General features: G+C 46.8%; 18 protein-coding genes and 1 pseudogene. 5 read left to right on the forward strand and 14 right to left on the reverse strand.

The window, feature by feature from the left end; genetic code table 11:
- Nucleotides 1-109, forward strand: a 109-nt coding sequence (locus LPW36_RS15780) for an IS1 family transposase (RefSeq protein ID WP_230608631.1), incomplete at its 5' end; no start/stop codon positions are given.
- Between the two features lie 285 nt (nucleotides 110-394).
- On the opposite strand, the pseudogene LPW36_RS15785 reads toward LPW36_RS15780, so the two are convergent.
- Together LPW36_RS15785 and LPW36_RS15790 are read right to left on the reverse strand one after the other, a co-directional pair.
- A pseudogene (locus LPW36_RS15785) lies at nucleotides 395-804 on the reverse strand (transposase); the annotation flags it as partial.
- A 93-nt stretch (nucleotides 805-897) separates the two neighbouring features.
- Nucleotides 898-1,257 (reverse strand): hypothetical protein, encoded by a 360-nt coding sequence (locus LPW36_RS15790; RefSeq protein WP_230611272.1) that lies wholly within the window; start codon nucleotides 1,255-1,257, stop codon nucleotides 898-900.
- Between the two features lie 344 nt (nucleotides 1,258-1,601).
- On the opposite strand from LPW36_RS15790, the gene LPW36_RS15795 reads away from it, so the two are divergent.
- The 4 genes from LPW36_RS15795 (at nucleotide 1,602) to LPW36_RS15810 (ending at nucleotide 5,572) form a co-directional block, all read left to right on the forward strand.
- Nucleotides 1,602-2,051, forward strand: coding sequence for a DUF2787 family protein (locus LPW36_RS15795; RefSeq protein ID WP_230611275.1), 450 nt, complete (start codon nucleotides 1,602-1,604; stop codon nucleotides 2,049-2,051).
- A gap of 324 nt (nucleotides 2,052-2,375) precedes the next feature.
- Complete coding sequence (locus LPW36_RS15800) at nucleotides 2,376-3,263, forward strand: GTPase family protein (protein WP_230611278.1); 888 nt, start codon at nucleotides 2,376-2,378, stop codon at nucleotides 3,261-3,263.
- Between the two features lie 80 nt (nucleotides 3,264-3,343).
- Nucleotides 3,344-4,444: a hypothetical protein gene (locus tag LPW36_RS15805; protein WP_230611283.1), complete on the forward strand. Its 1,101-nt coding sequence runs from the start codon at nucleotides 3,344-3,346 to the stop codon at nucleotides 4,442-4,444.
- Nucleotides 4,445-4,561: 117 nt separating this feature from the next.
- The gene (locus LPW36_RS15810) at nucleotides 4,562-5,572 is read left to right on the forward strand and encodes a DUF1281 domain-containing protein (protein WP_230611285.1); all 1,011 of its coding nucleotides are present in this window, start codon (nucleotides 4,562-4,564) and stop codon (nucleotides 5,570-5,572) included.
- 148 nt (nucleotides 5,573-5,720) lie between these two features.
- Here the strand turns inward: LPW36_RS15810 and LPW36_RS15815 are convergent, their stop codons facing one another.
- From LPW36_RS15815 to LPW36_RS15870, 12 genes are all read right to left on the reverse strand, one after another.
- Nucleotides 5,721-5,972, reverse strand: a complete 252-nt coding sequence (locus LPW36_RS15815) for a hypothetical protein (protein ID WP_230611286.1) — start codon at nucleotides 5,970-5,972, stop codon at nucleotides 5,721-5,723.
- A gap of 61 nt (nucleotides 5,973-6,033) precedes the next feature.
- A complete protein-coding gene (gene tssE, locus LPW36_RS15820) occupies nucleotides 6,034-6,447 on the reverse strand; it encodes a type VI secretion system baseplate subunit TssE (RefSeq protein WP_218465900.1) in 414 nt (137 codons plus the stop codon).
- 12 nt (nucleotides 6,448-6,459) lie between these two features.
- Complete coding sequence (tssJ, locus tag LPW36_RS15825; protein ID WP_230611288.1) at nucleotides 6,460-6,999, reverse strand: type VI secretion system lipoprotein TssJ; 540 nt, start codon at nucleotides 6,997-6,999, stop codon at nucleotides 6,460-6,462.
- Nucleotides 7,000-7,009: 10 nt separating this feature from the next.
- Nucleotides 7,010-8,050 (reverse strand): type VI secretion system baseplate subunit TssG, encoded by a 1,041-nt coding sequence (gene tssG / locus LPW36_RS15830; protein WP_230611290.1) that lies wholly within the window; start codon nucleotides 8,048-8,050, stop codon nucleotides 7,010-7,012.
- On the reverse strand, nucleotides 8,014-9,780 hold the full coding sequence (tssF, locus tag LPW36_RS15835) for a type VI secretion system baseplate subunit TssF (protein ID WP_230611294.1): 1,767 nt from the start codon (nucleotides 9,778-9,780) through the stop codon (nucleotides 8,014-8,016). The genes tssG and tssF overlap by 37 nt, the downstream gene beginning before the upstream one ends.
- Nucleotides 9,781-9,794: 14 nt before the next feature.
- Nucleotides 9,795-11,375 carry a type VI secretion system protein TssA gene (gene tssA, locus LPW36_RS15840; protein WP_230611297.1) on the reverse strand — a complete coding sequence of 527 codons (1,581 nt, stop codon included), beginning with the start codon at nucleotides 11,373-11,375 and terminating at the stop codon, nucleotides 9,795-9,797.
- Nucleotides 11,365-14,982 carry an ImcF-related family protein gene (locus LPW36_RS15845; RefSeq protein ID WP_230611299.1) on the reverse strand — a complete coding sequence of 1,206 codons (3,618 nt, stop codon included), beginning with the start codon at nucleotides 14,980-14,982 and terminating at the stop codon, nucleotides 11,365-11,367. The genes tssA and LPW36_RS15845 overlap by 11 nt, the downstream gene beginning before the upstream one ends.
- Nucleotides 14,982-16,214, reverse strand: coding sequence for a hypothetical protein (locus LPW36_RS15850; protein WP_230611302.1), 1,233 nt, complete (start codon nucleotides 16,212-16,214; stop codon nucleotides 14,982-14,984). The genes LPW36_RS15845 and LPW36_RS15850 overlap by 1 nt, the downstream gene beginning before the upstream one ends.
- A complete protein-coding gene (locus LPW36_RS15855) occupies nucleotides 16,215-16,478 on the reverse strand; it encodes a PAAR domain-containing protein (protein WP_230611305.1) in 264 nt (87 codons plus the stop codon).
- A 104-nt stretch (nucleotides 16,479-16,582) separates the two neighbouring features.
- Nucleotides 16,583-17,218: a DUF6708 domain-containing protein gene (locus LPW36_RS17885; RefSeq protein WP_338085991.1), complete on the reverse strand. Its 636-nt coding sequence runs from the start codon at nucleotides 17,216-17,218 to the stop codon at nucleotides 16,583-16,585.
- 379 nt (nucleotides 17,219-17,597) lie between these two features.
- Nucleotides 17,598-18,434 carry a DUF6708 domain-containing protein gene (locus LPW36_RS15865; RefSeq protein WP_230611311.1) on the reverse strand — a complete coding sequence of 279 codons (837 nt, stop codon included), beginning with the start codon at nucleotides 18,432-18,434 and terminating at the stop codon, nucleotides 17,598-17,600.
- A 4-nt stretch (nucleotides 18,435-18,438) separates the two neighbouring features.
- On the reverse strand, nucleotides 18,439-19,780 hold a 1,342-nt coding region (locus tag LPW36_RS15870), incomplete at its 5' end, for a hypothetical protein (protein ID WP_230611314.1).

Genomic DNA, 19,780 nt, shown 5'->3' on the forward strand with positions numbered 1-19,780 from the left:
GCGAACCCATCTTAAACGGTTGACCCGCAAGACTATCTGCTTCTCAAAGTCAGAAGAAATGCACGATAAGATCATCGGATGGTATCTGACGATCAATCATTACCACTAAATCTGCGTCACGACCGAAAATCGGCTATTTTTATAATTGCTAAATAAAAATAAATCACCGTTTGAGTTGAACTATGTCCATTCCCCCCAATACCAAACGATGTTGGATAAAAAAATTAACAACTGAATAGACACGGGTTTCATAAGCACTTTTGGTCTCATAATGAAGGCGAAATGAAGGAGTATTTATGTCAGTCACAAAATTTCATTAAAGAATTCAAAATTGAAGCCGTAAAACAGATTAACGAGCAAGGATATCGGCGTCCACCGCGAGGTGCAGTCTTCACCAGATGCTGCGCTTTTCCTTACCGTGCTTTTTCACCTTCCACTCGCCTTCACCGAAAACTTTTAATCCAGTGGAGTCGATAACGAGATGGACAATCTCGCCACGCGTGGAGTTTTTAAAAGGGATACAGACGGACTTAGTCCGTCTGCTGACTCAGGAATAATCCGGGCAACAACGTGGGAGTTTCATTAACGTAAAAATGGAATCAATGAATCTCTAAGCGGTACGTAGCGTGAGGCGAAAGACGCGTTTGAGCATCAGTACGGTGGACGTCCTCGTGAAGACGTTTTTGGCTCGTCGTACCAGGTCTGGATGGCCGACTCATCAAGCCAGAATGTCAGCGATCCACGATTGACGAGAGCCTTGTTGTAGGCCGCCCAGTTAGTGATCTTGAACTTTTGCTTTACCACGGGATACCGCTACAGGATCAGGAATGTAGTGTTCTGATCCTGATTGCAGTCAGAAGTTCGATTTATTCAACAAAGCCCCTATAATAATAAATTTTAAATATTGTGATATCCAGTTGATATACTGAATACAGCAATACCTACAGCAGTTAAAGCACTACCTACATAACAAAAGGCCAAGGTAATTAGTTTCCACTTTTGACTATTTAATAATTTGTATGTATTTATAAAACTATTAACAACAACCCAATAACAACCAACTACAACACCAATATAGATAAATAAACAAAATGTAAAAATTAATAACCCCCATATATTATTATATTTTTCAAATAACAAATTCCCTGCAGAGAAGGCACCAGCAGCCAAAACTGTTGATGCCGCAAGTACGTTAAATGATTCTTTTACGTGTTCACGAATTAATGACCCCTCTTTTTCATGGCAAGCTACGCCCATTCCGTTCCAACCTTATAATTTAGTTTGCATATTATTTAATTATAATTTTATTATTAATGATTTCATAGTAATTATAATAAAGAAATGAAATTTATAGGCTATTTTAGTATTAAGATAGCCTATGAATTAGGAAAACCACAATAAGTCTGAAAATTGGCATTACGCTCTTCAAACTAACGGTTAATTTATTCCTTCTAAAATTCACGATAATATTTACTGATACCACTATGACAAAGTTTTAAAAATTAAAAGCCCAAGCCCCGTGGTCGGTATCGACTTCAACAAGAAGAACCTTCTAATCACCTCCTTTTGTCTTCAATAAACTATGCGAATGAGACGTATTCATGAAAATAAAATCTAATCGACTAACACGAAAAATACCACACTTAACCATCACCTGTGATTTACCGATTTTTAAACCTTTCATTACCCTGCTGGCAAATGTGATAGAACTTCATCCTAAGGTCTTCAGCATTACACTCAATTACAGCAATTCTGACTATACGGCAAAATCGGGCGGTTACCGCCCTGTTGAGATTAGACTGGAAAGAAAACAGGATAATCGCTGGCATATTTGTTATGTCACTGAGTTTACCTATATACCGACACCATTTGGCCACGAATCAACTTATGCCATTGATTTTGACTTTAGCCGGGGCATCGGTTACCAGTTAGGTATGACTTCAGAACCTATTGCTGCCTACGGGCCACTGTTTAGCCTCTGGCAACGTAACTTCTGTCGTTACCATTCCTATGATACCCATCAGTGCAAAATCAGCATTGAGGAAGCATAAAAACGTACAGCCGTTATTTATCATTATGTTCCACGCTATCCTTATCTACTCTTTCATCAGTCCTTTTAGCAGCATCTGACCATAACAATCATCCTACCGAATACCGTTCATTTATATAAATATGAACTGAGTTAACCAAGATAAATCTTAAATATTGACGAATATTAAGAATATTCCCCCGGTTAAATAACGTTTAGCTGTTTTTAACCTCATTGATCGTCATAAACGATCAATCACCATGATGTGATCGGTACAAACGATCAATCCCAAATTCGTGAATTGATAGACTGATGCCATTTAAAACTCCGTCAAAAGGAAAGCCTTATGAATGATGAATCTGGCATTGATATTGTTAGGTCCTGCCTGGATATTTTACCTAAGTCAGTCAGTGACAAAATCATTGATAAATTGAAACACTCGGTTAACTACGAACCTGTCATCGGCGTGATGGGAAAAACGGGGGTCGGAAAATCCAGCTTATGTAATGCCATATTTCGCAGCAATATCTGTGATGTCAGCGATGTCGGCGCTTGCACCCGGGAAGTTAAGCGAATGAAGCTGACCTTTGGCAAACGGTCTCTCATTCTGATTGATATTCCCGGCGTTGGTGAAAGTCAGGAGCGAGATGATGAGTACAGGGAGCTATACCGTTCACTGTTACCAGACCTGGATATTGTACTATGGGTATTAAAAGGGGATGACCGGGCATTCTCATCGGATGAATACTTTTATCACCATGTGATTAAAACCAGTCAGGAGGGAGATGACAAAATTATTTTTGTCTTAAATCAAATAGACAAAATTGAACCCTACCGGGAATGGAATACAGAGAATAACTGCCCCTCCCTCTCCCAGCTTCAAAATATCAAAGAAAAACAAGCCTATGTTGAAAAATGCTTTGATTTCCCCAGAAATCACATTGTTGCCGTATCCGCAAATGATAAATACAACATTGATTTATTGGTTGAGGAAATCATTCGATGCCTCCCAAAGCATGCCAAAAGCAACGTCATCGCACAGGTCGATCCCAAAAACAGAACCGGCCGGGCCGTCGCAGAATCAAAAGAGGCTTTCGTCGACGAACTCGGCGATTTCATTGATAACTTATTAGACGTTATACCGCTGCCTTCTCCTGTTAAAACAGTGCTAAAAGCGAGCAAAAGTACGGTGATATCAACAGCTAAAAAGGTGTGGGGATTCTTCTTTGGCTGATAACTCACCGAATCAAAAAAGCTAATAAACATTATCTATTTTGAAAATAATCATTTTTACAATAGAAAGGAAATTCAAACATGAAAAAGCTTATCCCTCTAATATTAATACCTTTCCTACAAGCATGTGGAGATGCAGGTTCGGATACTGAGCTTCCTACAATAAAAGCGAAGTCAGCCTATACATGTTCACAATACAACGAATACAGAACTTATGGCGACCGTGAATCCCAACGCAGAATGATATCGGCAACTATCCAGCAGTTAGACAATGAGTATACTGGCGAGTCCAGAATAGAAAAATACTACCGAGCGGTTCACAGTACTAGCGCCAATATCGGTAACAGCGCCAACGCAGATCGCCGAGCTTACTCTTCTGAATTGTATAATATAATAGACCATACTTGCCTGATTAATCCTGATAATAGCCTTGCTACGGCTGTTACTAACTCAATCAATAAATTTTATGTTGATACCGCAACACAGCCTTATTTAGCCACTTGTCAGTCATACCTAGAGGGCAGTATCAGCCTGGAAAACATTCTCTCCCTCGCAACTGAAGAACGTTATTATCTCATCATCAATCCTGTCAAAGTTATTGCTGAGACGCCAGACTACGGAATAGAAGCTGTAACTCACGCTTTAGTCGAAACCTGTACCGCAAAGCCATATGAAAGGGTATGGAGCCAACTAGATCTGACCGCAAATAAAATAGCTAATAATATCCGTCACCAACAAGGCCTTCTGGAGAGTCAAGAGAGGGAAAAAGCGCGACTCAAGTTTGAACTGGAAACTTATGGTGTTTCTTTATTTAAAACGGGGAACGCGGATTGCCGAGACTATCAAACTCAGTATGAAAAGAGCCAACAACCGGGTGAGCATCAGGCTCAGTATAAAGCAGCCTTGCTCAGTACGTTGACTGACGCGGGAGAATTACTGACGCCTCGTCAGCGAGTCGTGTTCGATAAGCTACTTGCTGATAACCCTGAAGGATTTGCTTCCGCATTACTTGAAGCTACTCATAGTGGACATTTAGGGAGCAGCCCATGCTACAAAGAACGTAAAGGGGAACGGAGAAAAGGCGTTGAGTTAAAGGATGCAATCGAGTCTATGGACAACATCCCAGCGGCCATAGAGCCTAAGCCATTAACTCAGAATCAGCTTGTACCACTAGGTCGTTAATGTATTAGGGTAATTAGGACAAGAAGTATTATTTTCACGCTATAGATCACTTCCCGTGAGGGTATAACCCCTCATGGGGTTATACCCTCTTTTTTATGCTCAAAAGAGGACAATATCATGCCAAACTGGTGTGCCAATCATCTGGATATCACAGGTGAACCATCTCAGCTTAAGGCGCTGGAAGACTGGTTAACCGGTAAATCCCCACTACTGGCCTATCAACGAGCCATTTATCAAAGCATCAAGCTCCTGGTTGCCGGTTGTGCCGGAATACGGGTACCAACCCTCCTGGAGCATGAAACTCAACCAGTTCAGTGGAATTTTCCACCACTGCCACAGTTGGTATCACCAGGAACCACTGGCGTATTTAGTCCCGAGGATCTTGCATTTACCCGTTGGTTAAAATTACTAAAATGTAACCCGGCACTGGATAAACATTATTGTCAGGTGATTGAACACTATTGGCAACAAAGTGGCCTGAAGGATATACGCTGGGAGAATCTGACCGATGCACAACAAGAAACTGTTAATACACTGTTTCATAAAAAGTACGCGGACTGGTTTGGCACTTTAGCCTCTGATAAACCGATGTCATTTGCAGAACTCTGGAATGATATGGGAACTGATGCACTACCTGTTCAGTCATTTCGAATGGATATGCGGGAACTGATACCAACCTGTTTAGCCTATGAACTCAATGGGTTCAGCGGTGGATTATGGTATCCCCTGTCAGATGATGAACCGGACCGTGAGCGCTGGCGTAATTTTCAGCCCAGGAGCAGTGGCTATGGTTTATACCTTGATTTATATGGTATCAAATCTCCCGAAGCTTATAACCTGCACTATAACCGACATAGTACAGGCAATATGACCGTGGATTTTGACAGCCCCTGGAGTCCACCCAATGATGCAGTCATGGAAGCCTTAAGCAAACGTTTTGATTGCCAACTGGTACATTATTATTGTGAGGAAGGCGATTGTTTCTGTGGGCGGGGAGAATATGAACAAGGTACTCTGATTGAAAGAGTCTGTGATGAACTGGTGTATGGGGAAATGGATGACGAGGGTATGTCTGAAATCATTGGCCCCGATTATATTCTGGAGAATATCAGCCATTTTGGCGGTTAAGATGCAATGCGCTCAAAAGAGCCCGGAAATCACTTCAGGCTGAAAGGATGATGTTACCATAGACCGTATTGCCCAACTGACAAAGTCGAATAACAACGTCGTAATCTACCTGAATATGCAGGTTTAATTTATACAAAGATAGACCGCCTCAGGCTCGCTGGTTAATCTCCATGACATAACGGATCAAGTCTTCAGCATCTCCCTCAAAAACCCGTCCCCGATGCTGAATTTTATTTGACGTCGGATAAAAACAAATTTTCCCGTCCGATGTTGGAATGACCATGGTTTGATTCAACGGATATTCAGTATAAGAAATAGAACTGTGCATAAGCAGTTCTATATTCTTATTTTTTCTTTCCTTTTTTAGCGTTTCTAACGCCATCATTTCATCGCTCGTCATTTTATCTATTCCCTGACAAAACACACATCATCATTATGATAAGACATCCATCCGTGCTTTTCTATCGCACCGTCAACCGTCTCAATATCGCCCTGCCTTCCGGCATAAAATACGTACCGAAGCGCACCAGCCCTATCTCTTTTAAATGGCAGGTTAAGGTGTAACTAAGGATCATATCTTTTCCTCCCGGCTCCAGCGTCAGCTCTACGGCGTACAGGCGGGGTTCATACATCAGTAAGGTATGCTGAATGGCGCGCATCAGGCTGTGGGCGGATGAGGGTAATTCCTGATAAATCAGGCTGAGATCCGGTAAGCCATAGTCCGGCAGGTACTTAATCGCACCGGCCCGGCTGTTAAGGATGCGTTGAATATTGTCCATCACGCTGAGTATGGTTTGAGTCTGTTCATTCACCTCATCTACCGCAATACCCGATTTAAAATTTCCCATCAGGGATTCATACAGTGACGGTCCCATAAAGACTCCTTGTTATTTGACCGGAACTAAACCAATTTCCGCGTAGTTAGCCACCAGCAGGCGTGGTTTGTCCGCATCCAGATCGTTACGTTCAATCAGCACTCGCCAGCTGTGGTCATCCAGATTTGGGGTACGAAACAAGGCGACCACGCCAACAAAAGCCGCTTCTTTATGCATTGGGGAATCCAGCGTAATGGCAGAAGACGGATTCAACACCACCTCATCCCGGGAGATAAAGTCAGCCCCCAGCACTTTTTCATCATTCTCCAGCAGATCCTGATAGCTGGCTTTTTCGAAGTTTTCTTTTTTGCCCAACTGATAGGTACGGATCACCAGCGAAGCAGGAACGCCGCCGTCTCCGGGGTTAAGCTGTGCTCTGGCAGCAAAATCCAGATGCAGCACTTTAATGTCTTTGATAAAAATCGCTTTGGCTACGCTGACCGTGCCATCCGTGGCGGTTTGCATCAGCCCGCATCCCGTCAACAGGCTACCCAGTAACATCATGCCGACAGCGAGCCCTGCTACTGACTTATTATTTTTTTGCTGTTTCATCGTCATTCCTCTATTGCTGTCCGGCAGCTAAACCCACATAGCGCCCCAGATTTACCGTTATTGCCTGATGTTGTTTATCCATCTGTTTCATGCCCAGTACTGCCGTGAGCCCTAAACGCACCCGGGACTCCCCCAACTGTGCTTTAGGTAATAGCGAACGTTTCACTTTCATGTTCATACAGGCGTCAAAGCGATAACCCAGATAAGCACGCAATAGCGCCATTAAATCAGTATGAATGGACTCACCGGGCAATAGTCCTTCGACCTGATGAATATCAACGGGGGTAATGGTGACGTGCACCGCGCTACTGCTCTCTTTGAAGCGCCGGCCTAAAACTGCTGAACGTTGCAGGCTAATGGGTTCATCCCGCTGTAATCTGGCGGGCGACTCAAGATTGATCCACTGGGGATAAAACTCCCGCACCTCAACCTCAGCACCGGGCAACAGCAGATTCACCACACAGCGTAAGCCATCTCCGGTACGAGTACGTTGGGTAATTAGCCCCATCAGTGCCAGAAAGCGCGACGGCGGAGCAGCTATCTGCTCGCTGGAGCCTTCAATACCAAAACCTGCCAGTCCCAGTAAACACTGGGAGACCAAATCGGTACCGCCGGAGCGGAAACCGGCCGGATAGTAGTATTTCAGCCAGATACGGTAATACTGGGTCATCACCCGATGGTTAAAAATATCGAGAAACCCTTCCAGTGAATCATGCCCTTCCTGACGCTGAACGATGTCATCCAGCCAGGCGTAAGGCAGCACCGCATCAACACCGTACAGCCCCAGAAAAGTGGTCCTGACCGTCGGCGGACGTTCGGGGAATTCCCGGTCCCACTCCACCCGCTTCATTTCACTGGCGGGAAAGCCCATCTCCGGTACCGGACGAAAGCGAACCGGATCGGTGGCCGGGGTTTCTGATTTACCCAGCGGCGGTAAATCCGGATGTTGCTGTTCAATATACTGGCAGAACTTATAAAAATTCATTCGCGGCACGTGCCGGAACAGTCCTTCCATCAAAGGGGAGAACGTACTGTCTTGCTGTCGGTCCATTTTAAACGTTTCCCTGTAGGTAAAAGCACTAACGTCAGGCGGGTAAAGAGATTCAGGTCGGCATACAACGCAAAGAACTGGTGCAACAACTCACCAAACAGTGCCACATCGCCCTCGCCGGGGAACTGATGGGTATTCAGGGTGATTTCAATTTCCACCCCGCGCTCCAGCATGCCCTTCACCATGCGCTGTACCGATTTATGTTTCACATCCACAATGCCTTCCAGACGGCGGCGATTGAGTTCATTGTCGGTCCAGTCATACAGCGCCAGCGTACCGCGCAGCACTTCCGCATTCATTAATGACAGATAGTTAGGGGCCAGATGGGACAATACCCGCCAGTGAAAACGGTCATTGACCGGTGGATAGCACGGCAGGGTTGGCGCACAGAGATTACGTACCGCCATCACGCCATTCTGGCTGTGGGTAACTTGATTAATGGAGGCGTTACGCAGTGCCTTACGGGGCAGCATGCCGTTGGTGCCGGTGATGCGCAGGGAGAGGGTTTCATCATAGACTTCTTCGGCCCGCTCCCACACCTGCCCCCCCAGGATCAGCCAGGTATCGTGCAGCCCGGAAGCGCCGCGCCGTACCCGCGTATGGTAATAACGTTCCGGTGCATCATGGCGCAACATTCCGCCGCGATGACGAAAGCTGGTAAAGGGAACATAGCTGGCACGACCGTGACGGCTGATAGACTGAACCGCATCCACCGAATAGATTTCAATATGCCCGTCCTGTTGCAGCAGCGGGCGCAGCAGGTATTCGCTGTCCAGCTGATTGACTCTGACCGGATCCGCTTCCATCGGGAACAGATTAATCACCGGTGAGCAGTGCAGGCGAATATTCTCCGCGTTAAACGGCAGGTCATCAGCCCAGGTTTCATTCAGCACCAGTTCCAGCTCAAAAGCGTTACAGTTCGGTGGGATTTGCGCCAAATCGATCCCCTGCAAATCAACAAACATAAACTTTTCGCGGAAGGTGAAATACTCCAGCAGCAGCTGATAACCCCCAAAGGCGTTATCCGGCTTTAGCCACAGGCGCTCATCGGGGGAAAATCCCGCCGGGGTGATACGACCATTAAACGGCTGCAACGCCCCATCCTGATAACCGGGATAGCGAATTTTCATAGCACCGACCTGATATACCATGGCGCGGTACAGGGCTGAAGCTACCGGCGTATCCGCATTGATATACAGGCGCAAATGGGTGAGGTCCATCTGCTTTCTGTCGGCCATTTCACCAAACTCAAAGCGCAGATGGATGACCGAGCGCCCGTCCTGATGGCTGCGAATGCCCGCCCGGGTGATTTTTATCGGCTGTATTTCCACCCGCTGGGTGGTCTGGTATTGACAGCGGGTTCTTGAAGGCCCCACCGGCGCGGTTTGCACTCCAAATCCCGGTTCAACAATCTCTTTACGGGCCAGTATGTTGTAGTCCGGCAATAACTCAACAATCGACAGCGAAGGGATAATGCGCAGATAGTGCGGCCACAGCAGGCTGACCACCCCTTCCGTCAGTTCCGGCAGGTCATCATCCAGCTTCTGACGCAGCCGCCCCATCAGAAAAGCAAAACCTTCAAACAGCCGCTCTACATACGGGTCCCTGTCACCTACCCGGTCAAGGTTCAGCAGGCCAGCCCGGTCCGGGTGCACTTGTGCAAACTCTTTGCCCGCTTCACGCAGATAACGCATTTCCGCTTCGTAGTAGCGTTTAATCAAATCATCCATTGGTGTTGATACCCTTAAAATGTCAATGCGCGAGCAGGATGCAATACCGTCAGCTCACTGAGTAGTTGATCGGCGTCTTTATTCAGCGCGGTTTTGTCGGCATCTTTCAGTACGCTTTTTTGTTGAACCAGCTTTAACAGGCGTGATTTGAGTTCAAACACCAGATCCGGCTCCCAGCCGGTTAAACGAAAATGGTCACATTCCCGGTTTAGCCCGTTCAACAGGCGAAAGGCCATATCCCGTTGCCCGTGCTGCTCTGCCAGACGAGCCAGCAGCATGCGGTGCAGATAGCGCTGACGGTCGGTGACCATATCCGGCAAGCTGTTCATCCAGTTAAACGCCGACTCCAGTCCGTCACGACCGGCAATTTCCATCGCCTGCTGTTCAATTTCACCCCAGTTGCCGCCCACGTTCACCGGGACGGGTGCCAGCGCTTCCCCTTCATCCAGATGACGGATGGAGGCTGACGAGGCTATCCAGCTCAGGGTGTCATCATCGGCAAACGGCGTGCCGTCGCTGTAGGTCAGTCGCTCCAGCCCTTTTAGCCGGTCCAGCATCAGCGCCACATCGGTCAGACAAATCTCCTGCCAGCCGTGATAAGGCGCGCCGGCATTGAGCATGGCATCACAGGCATAGCGTTGCAGGTCAAGCCAGAAGTGATTGGCGGCCTCTGAGAATGCACGCTCCACCTGCTCCAGCAGTTCAATCCAGCTCTGCTGAAGCCACAGACGGTTAAGGTGCTGTTTCAGTTCGCTGCGGGGAGCAATCAGGCGGGTGGCATATTGATTATCGTGTGGAGGTAACGCGGTCACCGTGTCCCAGCGGATACTGCGCATCAGGCGAAACGCCGCCAGATAGCCGTCGGGCTTCTCCCGCAGAAAGGCGGATATTTGACGGGTCTGGTCCAGCACGTCCCGTAACGAACGCACCTCTTCGGCCTTCACTTTCAGGCCGTTGGTGGAAACCGTACCGGACAACGGCGTGACCGGTGCGGATGGCAATGGCGCCGGCTCCGGGCTTTCCAGTCGGGTTTCAAACAGGCGGATAAGACCTCGTAAGTCCGGCTGTAACCCGGCTTCCCACTGGTTGGTATAGCTGACCATCAGCGACAGCGCAGAAATAGCCCGCTCCAAATCCTGATGCTGAAAGCGGCTTTGCGCTTCCAGCAGATCAATAAACTTGCGGCTGGCTAACCACTCAACGGATGACTTTTTGCTTTCGGCTCGTTTGGGGTACAGTGCGGCGTCATAACGGGCCACCAGACCAGCCATCAGCTCCAGACCGTCCGCCAGGCCGCTGATGCCGTCCAGCCGCAGACGCGCCCAGGCATAGTAAGAGGCCACGCGAATATCTTTGGTGCGTTTCAGTAACAGCTTTTCACTGATGTCAATAATCAGCGCCGCGTCTATGCCGGACAGCTTGGCGATCTCTTCTTTTATCAGCTGAAAGTCATCGTCATAGCCGGGGTCGATACCCACCGGGTTATCCCCCTCTATCGGTGCCAGCCACAATTGCCAGTGCTGTTGGATACGTTTTTTCACCCCTTCCTGCGGATCGCGATTGCCAAACAGGGCTTGCAGTAAATTAGTTAGCATCGTGTTCAGTTCTCATCATCGGGACTATTTTTTGTTCTTCGCCAGCATCGGGGGCCGGGCTTTCCGCCGCAGCCGTCTCTTCCGGGGTGGTGTCCGTTGGTTCATTCGCGTGTTGTTGTGCTTTTCCCGCTTTCTCTGCCGCCGCTTTTTTCTTACGGTATTTAGCCGGTATCACCGTTGACGCATCAGCGGTAGACACCGGGGTATGTTTGCGTGGGCTGGCGGCGGGTTTGGTCACCGGTTTAACCGGTTGAATATCCCCGGACGTATCCGGCATCACCGGCGTTCGGGAAGTGATAAACACGTTAGCCGGTAAGGTGAAGCCTTTCAGGCCCAGCAGCTCCACCGGCCCGCTGTTGCTTTGTACCCGCAGAATGTAGTTAAGATCGCTGCCGTCATCCGCCTTCCACACCACCTGATAACGGGTGCTGTCCAGTTGGGTGATGCTGGCTTTCTCCAGCAGACGAACCCAGCCCCAGCTGCCTTGTGGACTGCCAAACAGCCGCAGTCCGGTTTGTTCAGTGCTCCAGCTTAGCTGTGCGCCTGGGGTGTAGCCGTCGCCCGGCCAGCGCAGGGTTTTCCAGCTTTCCATCTGGTTAAAATAGCTCAGGGTGGCGCCATCCAGCAGCAGTTCAGTTTTAGTGACCCCCGGACTCGGTCGCGCCATCAGTTCAAAGGTCATGCCCGCATCCCCGTTGGCATACAGCATGCCGGAAAGACGGCTGAGTTGATTTAATGCGCCGATAAACTGTGGGTTAAGGGTCAGCCCCTGAGAATTCAGGGCATCAGCCACCCAAACGTCACCCTGTTTATGCAGCATGCCGCCCAGTTGGGTACTGACAAAGCGTTCAATCAGACCGGTGTCCGGGCGCAAAAAACGCCCCAGCTCAGGCAGGGAGACATCATTGGCCGTGGCTTTAAACGGATAGCGGCCGTTAAACGCGCGGTACCACGGGTCGGCAATGCTTTCGCGCCAGGCGTTATTAAAACTCATGGCCGCCGGCTCCAGCACCGCCTGCCATGCCTGCTCCAGCGGTTGCACAAACAGATTACTGCCAAAGCCAGCCCACTCTTCCCCCATGCTGGCGGCAATCAGACTGCCGTAATCGCGGGTATCGGTTAAGTCGATGGCTTTACCTTCAAACACGGTTTTAGCCAGCGACTGGGTCATGGCCTGTGGGTCCGGCGCGCTGGTAATTTGCTGAAGTTTGAGACGCACCCGGGTAACGCGGGTCAGGTAGGTTTGCAGACTGAGGTTGTCACTGCCCTCTTTGGTGGTGGCCTGCACAATACGCAATAACGGCGCAAAGGTGCCGTCCATCGGACCGACGGGCGTACCGTCATCCATCGGGATGGCATCCAGCCTTTTCGCCTTGCTGCCAAACACTTCCTGGGCCGATTTCACCAGAGTTTCAGTCAACGCCCGTCCTTTTTGCGCAGTTTGCCCCTGATACCTGACGGTATTCATCAGGGCAATCAGCGGGGACTGGCGGGCATCCGCCAGCAGGGTCAACTGGTCAATCACATCGGACATGGATTCAGCCCGCGTCCAGCTGATGCTGTTCAGGAAGTTAAGCCAGGCGGCACTGTAATCAGTAAAGTAACGTTCGCTCAGCCGCTGTTTTAATACTTCCGGCGAAATATCGTTAGCCTGCTGTTTGCTGCCGTCCGTCAGCACCCAGTCAATTTCTTCACGACGGTTTTTCACCGCCTTGTCTATCTCTTTCTCCACCATGCCGTCCCAGGCATCGCGGGTAAACATGCCCGGCACTTCTTCGTCGGTGGTAAACAGCGTGCGGCTGTCCATGCCGTTGAGCACCTGATTCAACGACATATTGCCGTAGTTTTGCCCCACGCGACGCAGTATTCCCTGATAAATAGACGTTTCAGCATTTTGCATGCCGATATGGTTCATCAGTACCTGACGGGCATCGCTGACCAGCATTCTGTCGGGCTTAATCGCCCATTCAGGATGATGGGAAAGATTGCTGGCATAAAACTGTATCAGCTCCGGGCCGACGCTTTGCCATACGCCGTCAGACACCGTTACCGGTGCCAGTGTGTTGTTTTCAATCAGGATATTCCCCAACAGCGGCGCATCCACCCTGTCGGGGCGGGACAGCATCAGGTAGGCTTTCAGGCGGTCGTAACCCGCTTTGGCTAACTCCGCGCGCTCCGGGCTGTTGGGAGGCATTTGCACCAGTTCGGTCAGCTTGTCGTACAGCGAATCCACGATGGGCTGCTGAATGTTTTGCAAATTGGCGGTGTGATAATGGGGCCACAGCACCGTCAGCAGTTTATTGTTGGTGCTTAAACCAAAGCGCAGATACCACGGGCTGCCGTGTTCAGCACGATATTGCAGCTGAGAAATCTGTTGTTTAAACGCCTGCTGGCGGGTTAAGCGCTCGGTCATGCTGGCGTTAACATCGGTGCTCTGTTTTACCAGATTTTCCGCCGATGAAATCAGCCCCCGATTGCCAATATAAGAGACAATACAGCCCAGGCCAAACAGCAGCACCATACCTAATACCGTTGCCACCGCACTGTTTACCCACTGAATACCCACCCCACGCCCTTTGGCTTTACGGCTGTCATCGGTGACCACTTGCCATGCTGGTGTGGCAAGAAAAGCATGGTCTGCCAGCGTATCCGGTCGGGCTACTTTGGTAGTAAACAGCAATCCACGCAGTTGATTACCGCCCTGTGCGGCAACAAACGACGGTAACCAGCCACGCAAACGAGGAATGTCCCGCTGCTCCAAGTCCTGAGCCAGTTGCAACAAAAACGCGTGACGATGGTTAATCATCACCTGTTCCATACCAATATCAGTGGTTTGTTTTACCAGCGCGGACAGCAGCTTAATCAGCGTATCCGGTTGAGGTTTGGCGGGAAACAGCGTTCCTACCTGAAGCTCTTCCCGTTCATCCTGCGCCCACTCCGTGGCGCGAAGGTCCAGCAAATACAGCGGAGCCGCCCAACGCAACAGCTTATTGCGGCTGTACATATACCACAGCGCCTTATCCTGAAACGCTTTCTGCTCTTTGGTGGGTTCATAACAATTAGCAGAAACCACCCAAACCTGCGCATCAATCGGCCTGCGCCAGCGCAGTTTTTTCAGCTGCTTTAACCACGTTTCATCCAAAGGGGTCTGGGACGAACCGCCCCAAATCAGTAATGCCTCGTTACTGGTTTGCCAGCCCTGCGTAGTTAAACCCGGCGCCACCTGCTCCACGTCTACGGCTTCACCGATGACTAACAGCCAGCGTAATTGGCGACGCCAGGCGAACAGGCCGTAGCGGTGGCGGAGGTGGGATTTAAGCGCTAAAAAAGTTTCGGATAAGCCGACTTCATTATTATTTTCCGTTGTTGAATTAGTCTGGCTCTGATCTTTCTGATTAAAGCTAAGTAAAACTAGTTTGTTCAATATCCAGGCAATAGCATATTGAAAATGAGATAATATCAATAAGGTGATTACAACAATCGCTGTGGAAAGTATTTGTTGTTCCTGTTCCTGAATAAAAGAAAAACTCCCTCGCCAAATAAAAAATATAACCACCAATGCAATAACCAGCAGAAACAGAATCCATCCAATGGTAATTTTTTTCATTATTTATCCTTTATCGATTCATTCGGTATAGATGTTGAAACGACTAATGCACTGATTTCTGACTGTCCGCACATAACTAACTGTTTTTCCTTCGACGTTATGGCTTGTTCAATAGCAATAGCCAAGGTTAACCAATAGGCACAATGGCTGGCATTCCCTATCGAAGTATCCAGATTAAAATAATTATTGAGCGTCATTTTTTTACTGCTGAAATAGGTAACAGATTTGACGTTGGTTTCTGGCGTAATATCGCTATACCAGAAAGTCGTCAATTCTGATTTATTTTCAGCTCCCCATAACAAAGCGTTATCTAATAATTTCTCAATATCATTTTGATGTTCCGTTCTGAAAATTTCAGCAACACGATAGTTATTAGGCAATATTTCTTCCGGCAATTTTTTATTCTTTACCAGGTTCTTTCCAGCCAATAGAAATGCTGTGCTGATTTCTGCACTGTTTGGCTGAGGGTAACTAAATAAATGGCAACCAATGACTAACAGTAGCGAATTATCATGTGCAGTATCATCCAACCATTTATCTAAAAATAAGTGACTTTGCTCTGCGGGCTCGACTGACAGGCTGACGAAATTTAGTTTATGTTTCCATACCTGATGAAATATGTCCTTTACCTCCAATTCTTTCAGCGGAGAATCAATAAATAGCCGTATATGTAAAGAAGTGACACTGGATAACTCAAAGAGTTTTTGGCCAAAAGTCGTTTTTATATCCGATACTATTGCCGTTAGCCGTTTTATAAAATCAGATTCCGACACATCATGTTCCAGCGGTAATGCGCTATGTGGAACCGCGCTTCCCCCGGCGTGCGGCCTCAGGGACTCCATTGTTATACTAAGATTGGAAACCCCTTTAGCATTGCCGGCTTTACCATATTGGGTATAAAGGTAATTCTCCAACACATATAGCGGGCGTTGAGCAAAAATAATTAACTCTTCACGTCGCTGTTCATGAAGTTTATTCCATTGGGTAACATAATATTGCCGGCAACCGTTCAAATAGAAGCAATATAAAAATGCCAGTAACCAGATAATAAAAGGTGCGGCGATCAAACCAAACCAAAACCAAAATTCACTTAATGAATAAAACTGGCTAATAGTAAAAGTTACCAGTGAACCAACGACCATAATGACCAGAAAAGCGATTGCCCATCGCCATAAATTCATCTTTTTAGGCTCTGGTAATGGCGGAGGGATCTGCGTTAAATCAACCGACATTTATGACTTTCCTACACTACTAATCGACGATATCAGCGTACAACCACACTCGGTTTTATGCCCATCCAGCGCAATTGCTACGCCCTGATCTTTAAAGGTGCTCTCACCTTCTATAATTTTATTCACCCCATGACCACTCTGAGGGCAATCAACTAAATCGCCAACACGTGCCACCCCTTTCCCCATAATTATCATGGTTGATGAGGCGGATATAACTTTACCACCGTGATCGGTCGCATCACCAAGCCGAATTACGCCTTTCATATAATTTCCCTCCATTAGACATGGTAATAAAAGACTTTATTAAGTTTAATAAAGTCTTTTATTTAAATAATAAGAATTGATTTTTCAGAATTTAATACGTGAGATTATTCTTTCTTTAATATAATTTTATTGTATTCGTCTATTGTACTGACTTTCGCTTTTTCATCATATTCAGGTAACCATTTAATAGTTTTACCCGGTACATTATCTTTCTCGAATGTGGTGAAATCCAGATTGCCGTCACTAAAGGCCATATAACTGTTGATCCACATCCATTCGTCATAACTCAGCGAGCTGTCCGCCGTCAGGCAGAAGTGATCCGCCATTTCCGTGGTACCTGGCTTACACACCACGCAGCGGATCACATAGCTGCGGATCATACCACCAGTGCTGACCGGTGCCGCCATGGAGGTCAGCACCGCCTGAATATCCTGCCAGTTAAACTCTTTTTGTACCGGCTTGGTTACCCGAAAGAAAGGCGAGGTAAAAAGCCCTTTGGTACTTAAATTTAATAAAATATAGTCATAGATATATACCTTCCCGGTTTTACGATTTAACCGAATAGGACAATCTTTGGGCGCAAAAATAGAATAATTGAGTAAAGTTGCAAAAAAACAAAAGAAAACAAACGTACAAAAACAAAATGCAGTTGAAAATATAATAGATTCAATCTGTTCATCTGTATCAGGGTGAGAAATGATAGAAAATAAATCAAAGAAAAAGAAATACCAAACAAACAAAAAAACAGCATAAATCCTAAAAGAGCATAAATAAGATAACTACCATATCCCATACCTGATGTTCGCCGTGATAGTTCACAATAATCATCATTATAAAAACGCAGCTTTTTATTACTGGTTAATCGCTCACTTCGGCTATAAATTCCTTTATACAGGTCTTCCCGCCACATAGAGAGCTGAGGTGTATATTTTGATGGCATTCACCTTATCCTTTTGTTAATAGCCAATCGATAATATTTAATACCAACTCAGGTAATATACCGAACAATAACGACAAATAAATTAGCTATTCGGGTAAGCATGATATTTATGCTGGTCAGATTAAACGTATCACCTTCCCCCTGATACGTTTATCTGGCAGACAGTAAAATAATATTATTTAGTTTGAGTAATGTGCTGCAATTGACTGGTACTCTTCAGGTGAAGTAACTTTAGCTTTTTCATCATATTCAGGCTTCCATGTAATGGTTTTACCCGGCACGTTATCTTTTTCAAAGGTAGTCGTATCCAGATTGCCGTCACTAAAGGCCATATAGCTGTTGATCCACATCCATTCGTCATAACTCAGCGAGCTATCCGCCGTCAGGCAGAAGTGATCCGCCATTTCCGTGGTACCCGGCTTACACACCACACAGCGGATCACATAGCTGCGGATCATACCACCGGTGCTGACCGGTGCCGCCATGGAGGTCAGCACCGCCTGAATATCCTGCCAGTTAAACTCTTTTTGTACCGGTCGGGTTACCCGAAAGAAAGGCGAGGTAAAAAGCCCTTTGGTACTTAAATTTAATAAAATATAGTCATAGATATACACTTTTCCAGTTTTACGATTTAGGCGAATAGGACAATCTTTTGGGGCAAAAATGGAATAATTCAATAAAGTGGCAAAAATATAGAACAAAGATAATGATAGTAGTCCTCCCAAAAGAGGTAATGTAAAAGTTCTGTCCTTCATATTATTATTTAATAAAATGGAGGACATATCAAAAATAGAAAAAGAGATACCAAACAAACAAACAAACAACATAAAAACCAAAAGAATATAAATCAAATAACTACCATACCCCATACCTGAGGTACGGCGTGACAACTCACAATAGTCATTACTATAAAAACGCAGTTTTTTATTACTGGTTAATCGCTCACTTCGGCTATAGACCCCTTTGTACAGGTCTTCCCGCCACATAGAGAGCTGAGGTGTATATTTTGACCTCATTATATTATCCCTGTTGTTTATATTCTAAGCGCATCGGCATTGAACTCGCATCTTTCCCTTCAGCCCAATAGTTAAGGAAACAGTGTAGCTGCTTTAAGCCGGATATTTCGCCAATTTTCTGCTCAATAGTAAATATTCCTGTGCCCTTGTTTTTTTCACTAACGCCATAGGTATGTTTCTCTGCATCCGATGCTTCTTTTGCTAACAACAGTTTGCTGTCGCCGGGTATATTAGTAACAGGAATAAAGTTAACTCGGTCCGACGCTTTTTCTATTTTCAAGCGAATAGGCCCCCCTTGATAACACTCTATAATCACTTCCCCTTCAAAGGTGCTCTTTTCTGTATACTGTGATAGACCAGCTAACAGATAAAGAGATCCATAAAAATCTCGACTCATAGCGCTTGCGGTTGCCGGATTGCCTAAACTACTCATCGGATCAGATACCCTTGCGTACCAAGGAACTTCTGGATAAATGGCATTGACTAATTTCTTCTCTGACATGTTGTTGACAATAAATAAATAGCTGCCGGAAATACAAGCAAAATAATCATTGATAGCCTTACCTACATCAGCTTCAGTTGCCTTATAGGGAGCCCCTTTTTCTGGATGTGCTTGATTACCAAACAGGCAGCGATTAAACCACAACTCGATGGGAGACCAATTATCTGACTCTGAACCCGTAGCAACTAAATATGCCCCTACCAGCGCGAAACCTACTACTAACAATAACCCAAAAAGCGGCATAGCTCCTGCAATAGCAAAATATAACAAGATCCCACCAGACACTATACCAAATCCCCCCCCCCAAAAAACATATGAGCCATCATTCTCATCACCTCTTCGATACATCCTAATCCCCGAGCATACATCCATAATCCCATCCAATATCGCCACCCCGGCTAAAATAACCCCAGTCCCCTTTATAAAAGAGCCGGCCCCCGGGATCATCTGCGAGAATATTCCCCCTTGACGTATCAGACCAACAATTTTAACCAGCTGTGCTCCCATCTGGCTTACCATTATTCCGGAGGTCAACAACGCCTTAGCCATACTGGCAACAATCTTATCGTGCTGTGCCTTAGGTAACTGTTGCTGTTGAAGCAGCTTACGGTTTTCATTGAAGCTCAGCATTTGCAACAGCACCATGATACCGTTGATCACCGCCGCTTTGCCTTCCGTTATACCGGCTCTACGTCTGACCTGCTTAATGGCACCTAACAGTTCATCTGCGGTCAGATCTCTTGCTAACGCCACCGGTACTCGCATTTGAGCACCATTAATATGGCTGGCCTGCTCCAGGGAAGTGCTATTAACCATTCCCCCGCCAGAATTCTTATGTGTCATT

Origin of the sequence: Limnobaculum eriocheiris, from assembly GCF_021010575.1 — a bacterium.
GTDB lineage: Bacteria > Pseudomonadota > Gammaproteobacteria > Enterobacterales > Enterobacteriaceae > Limnobaculum > Limnobaculum eriocheiris.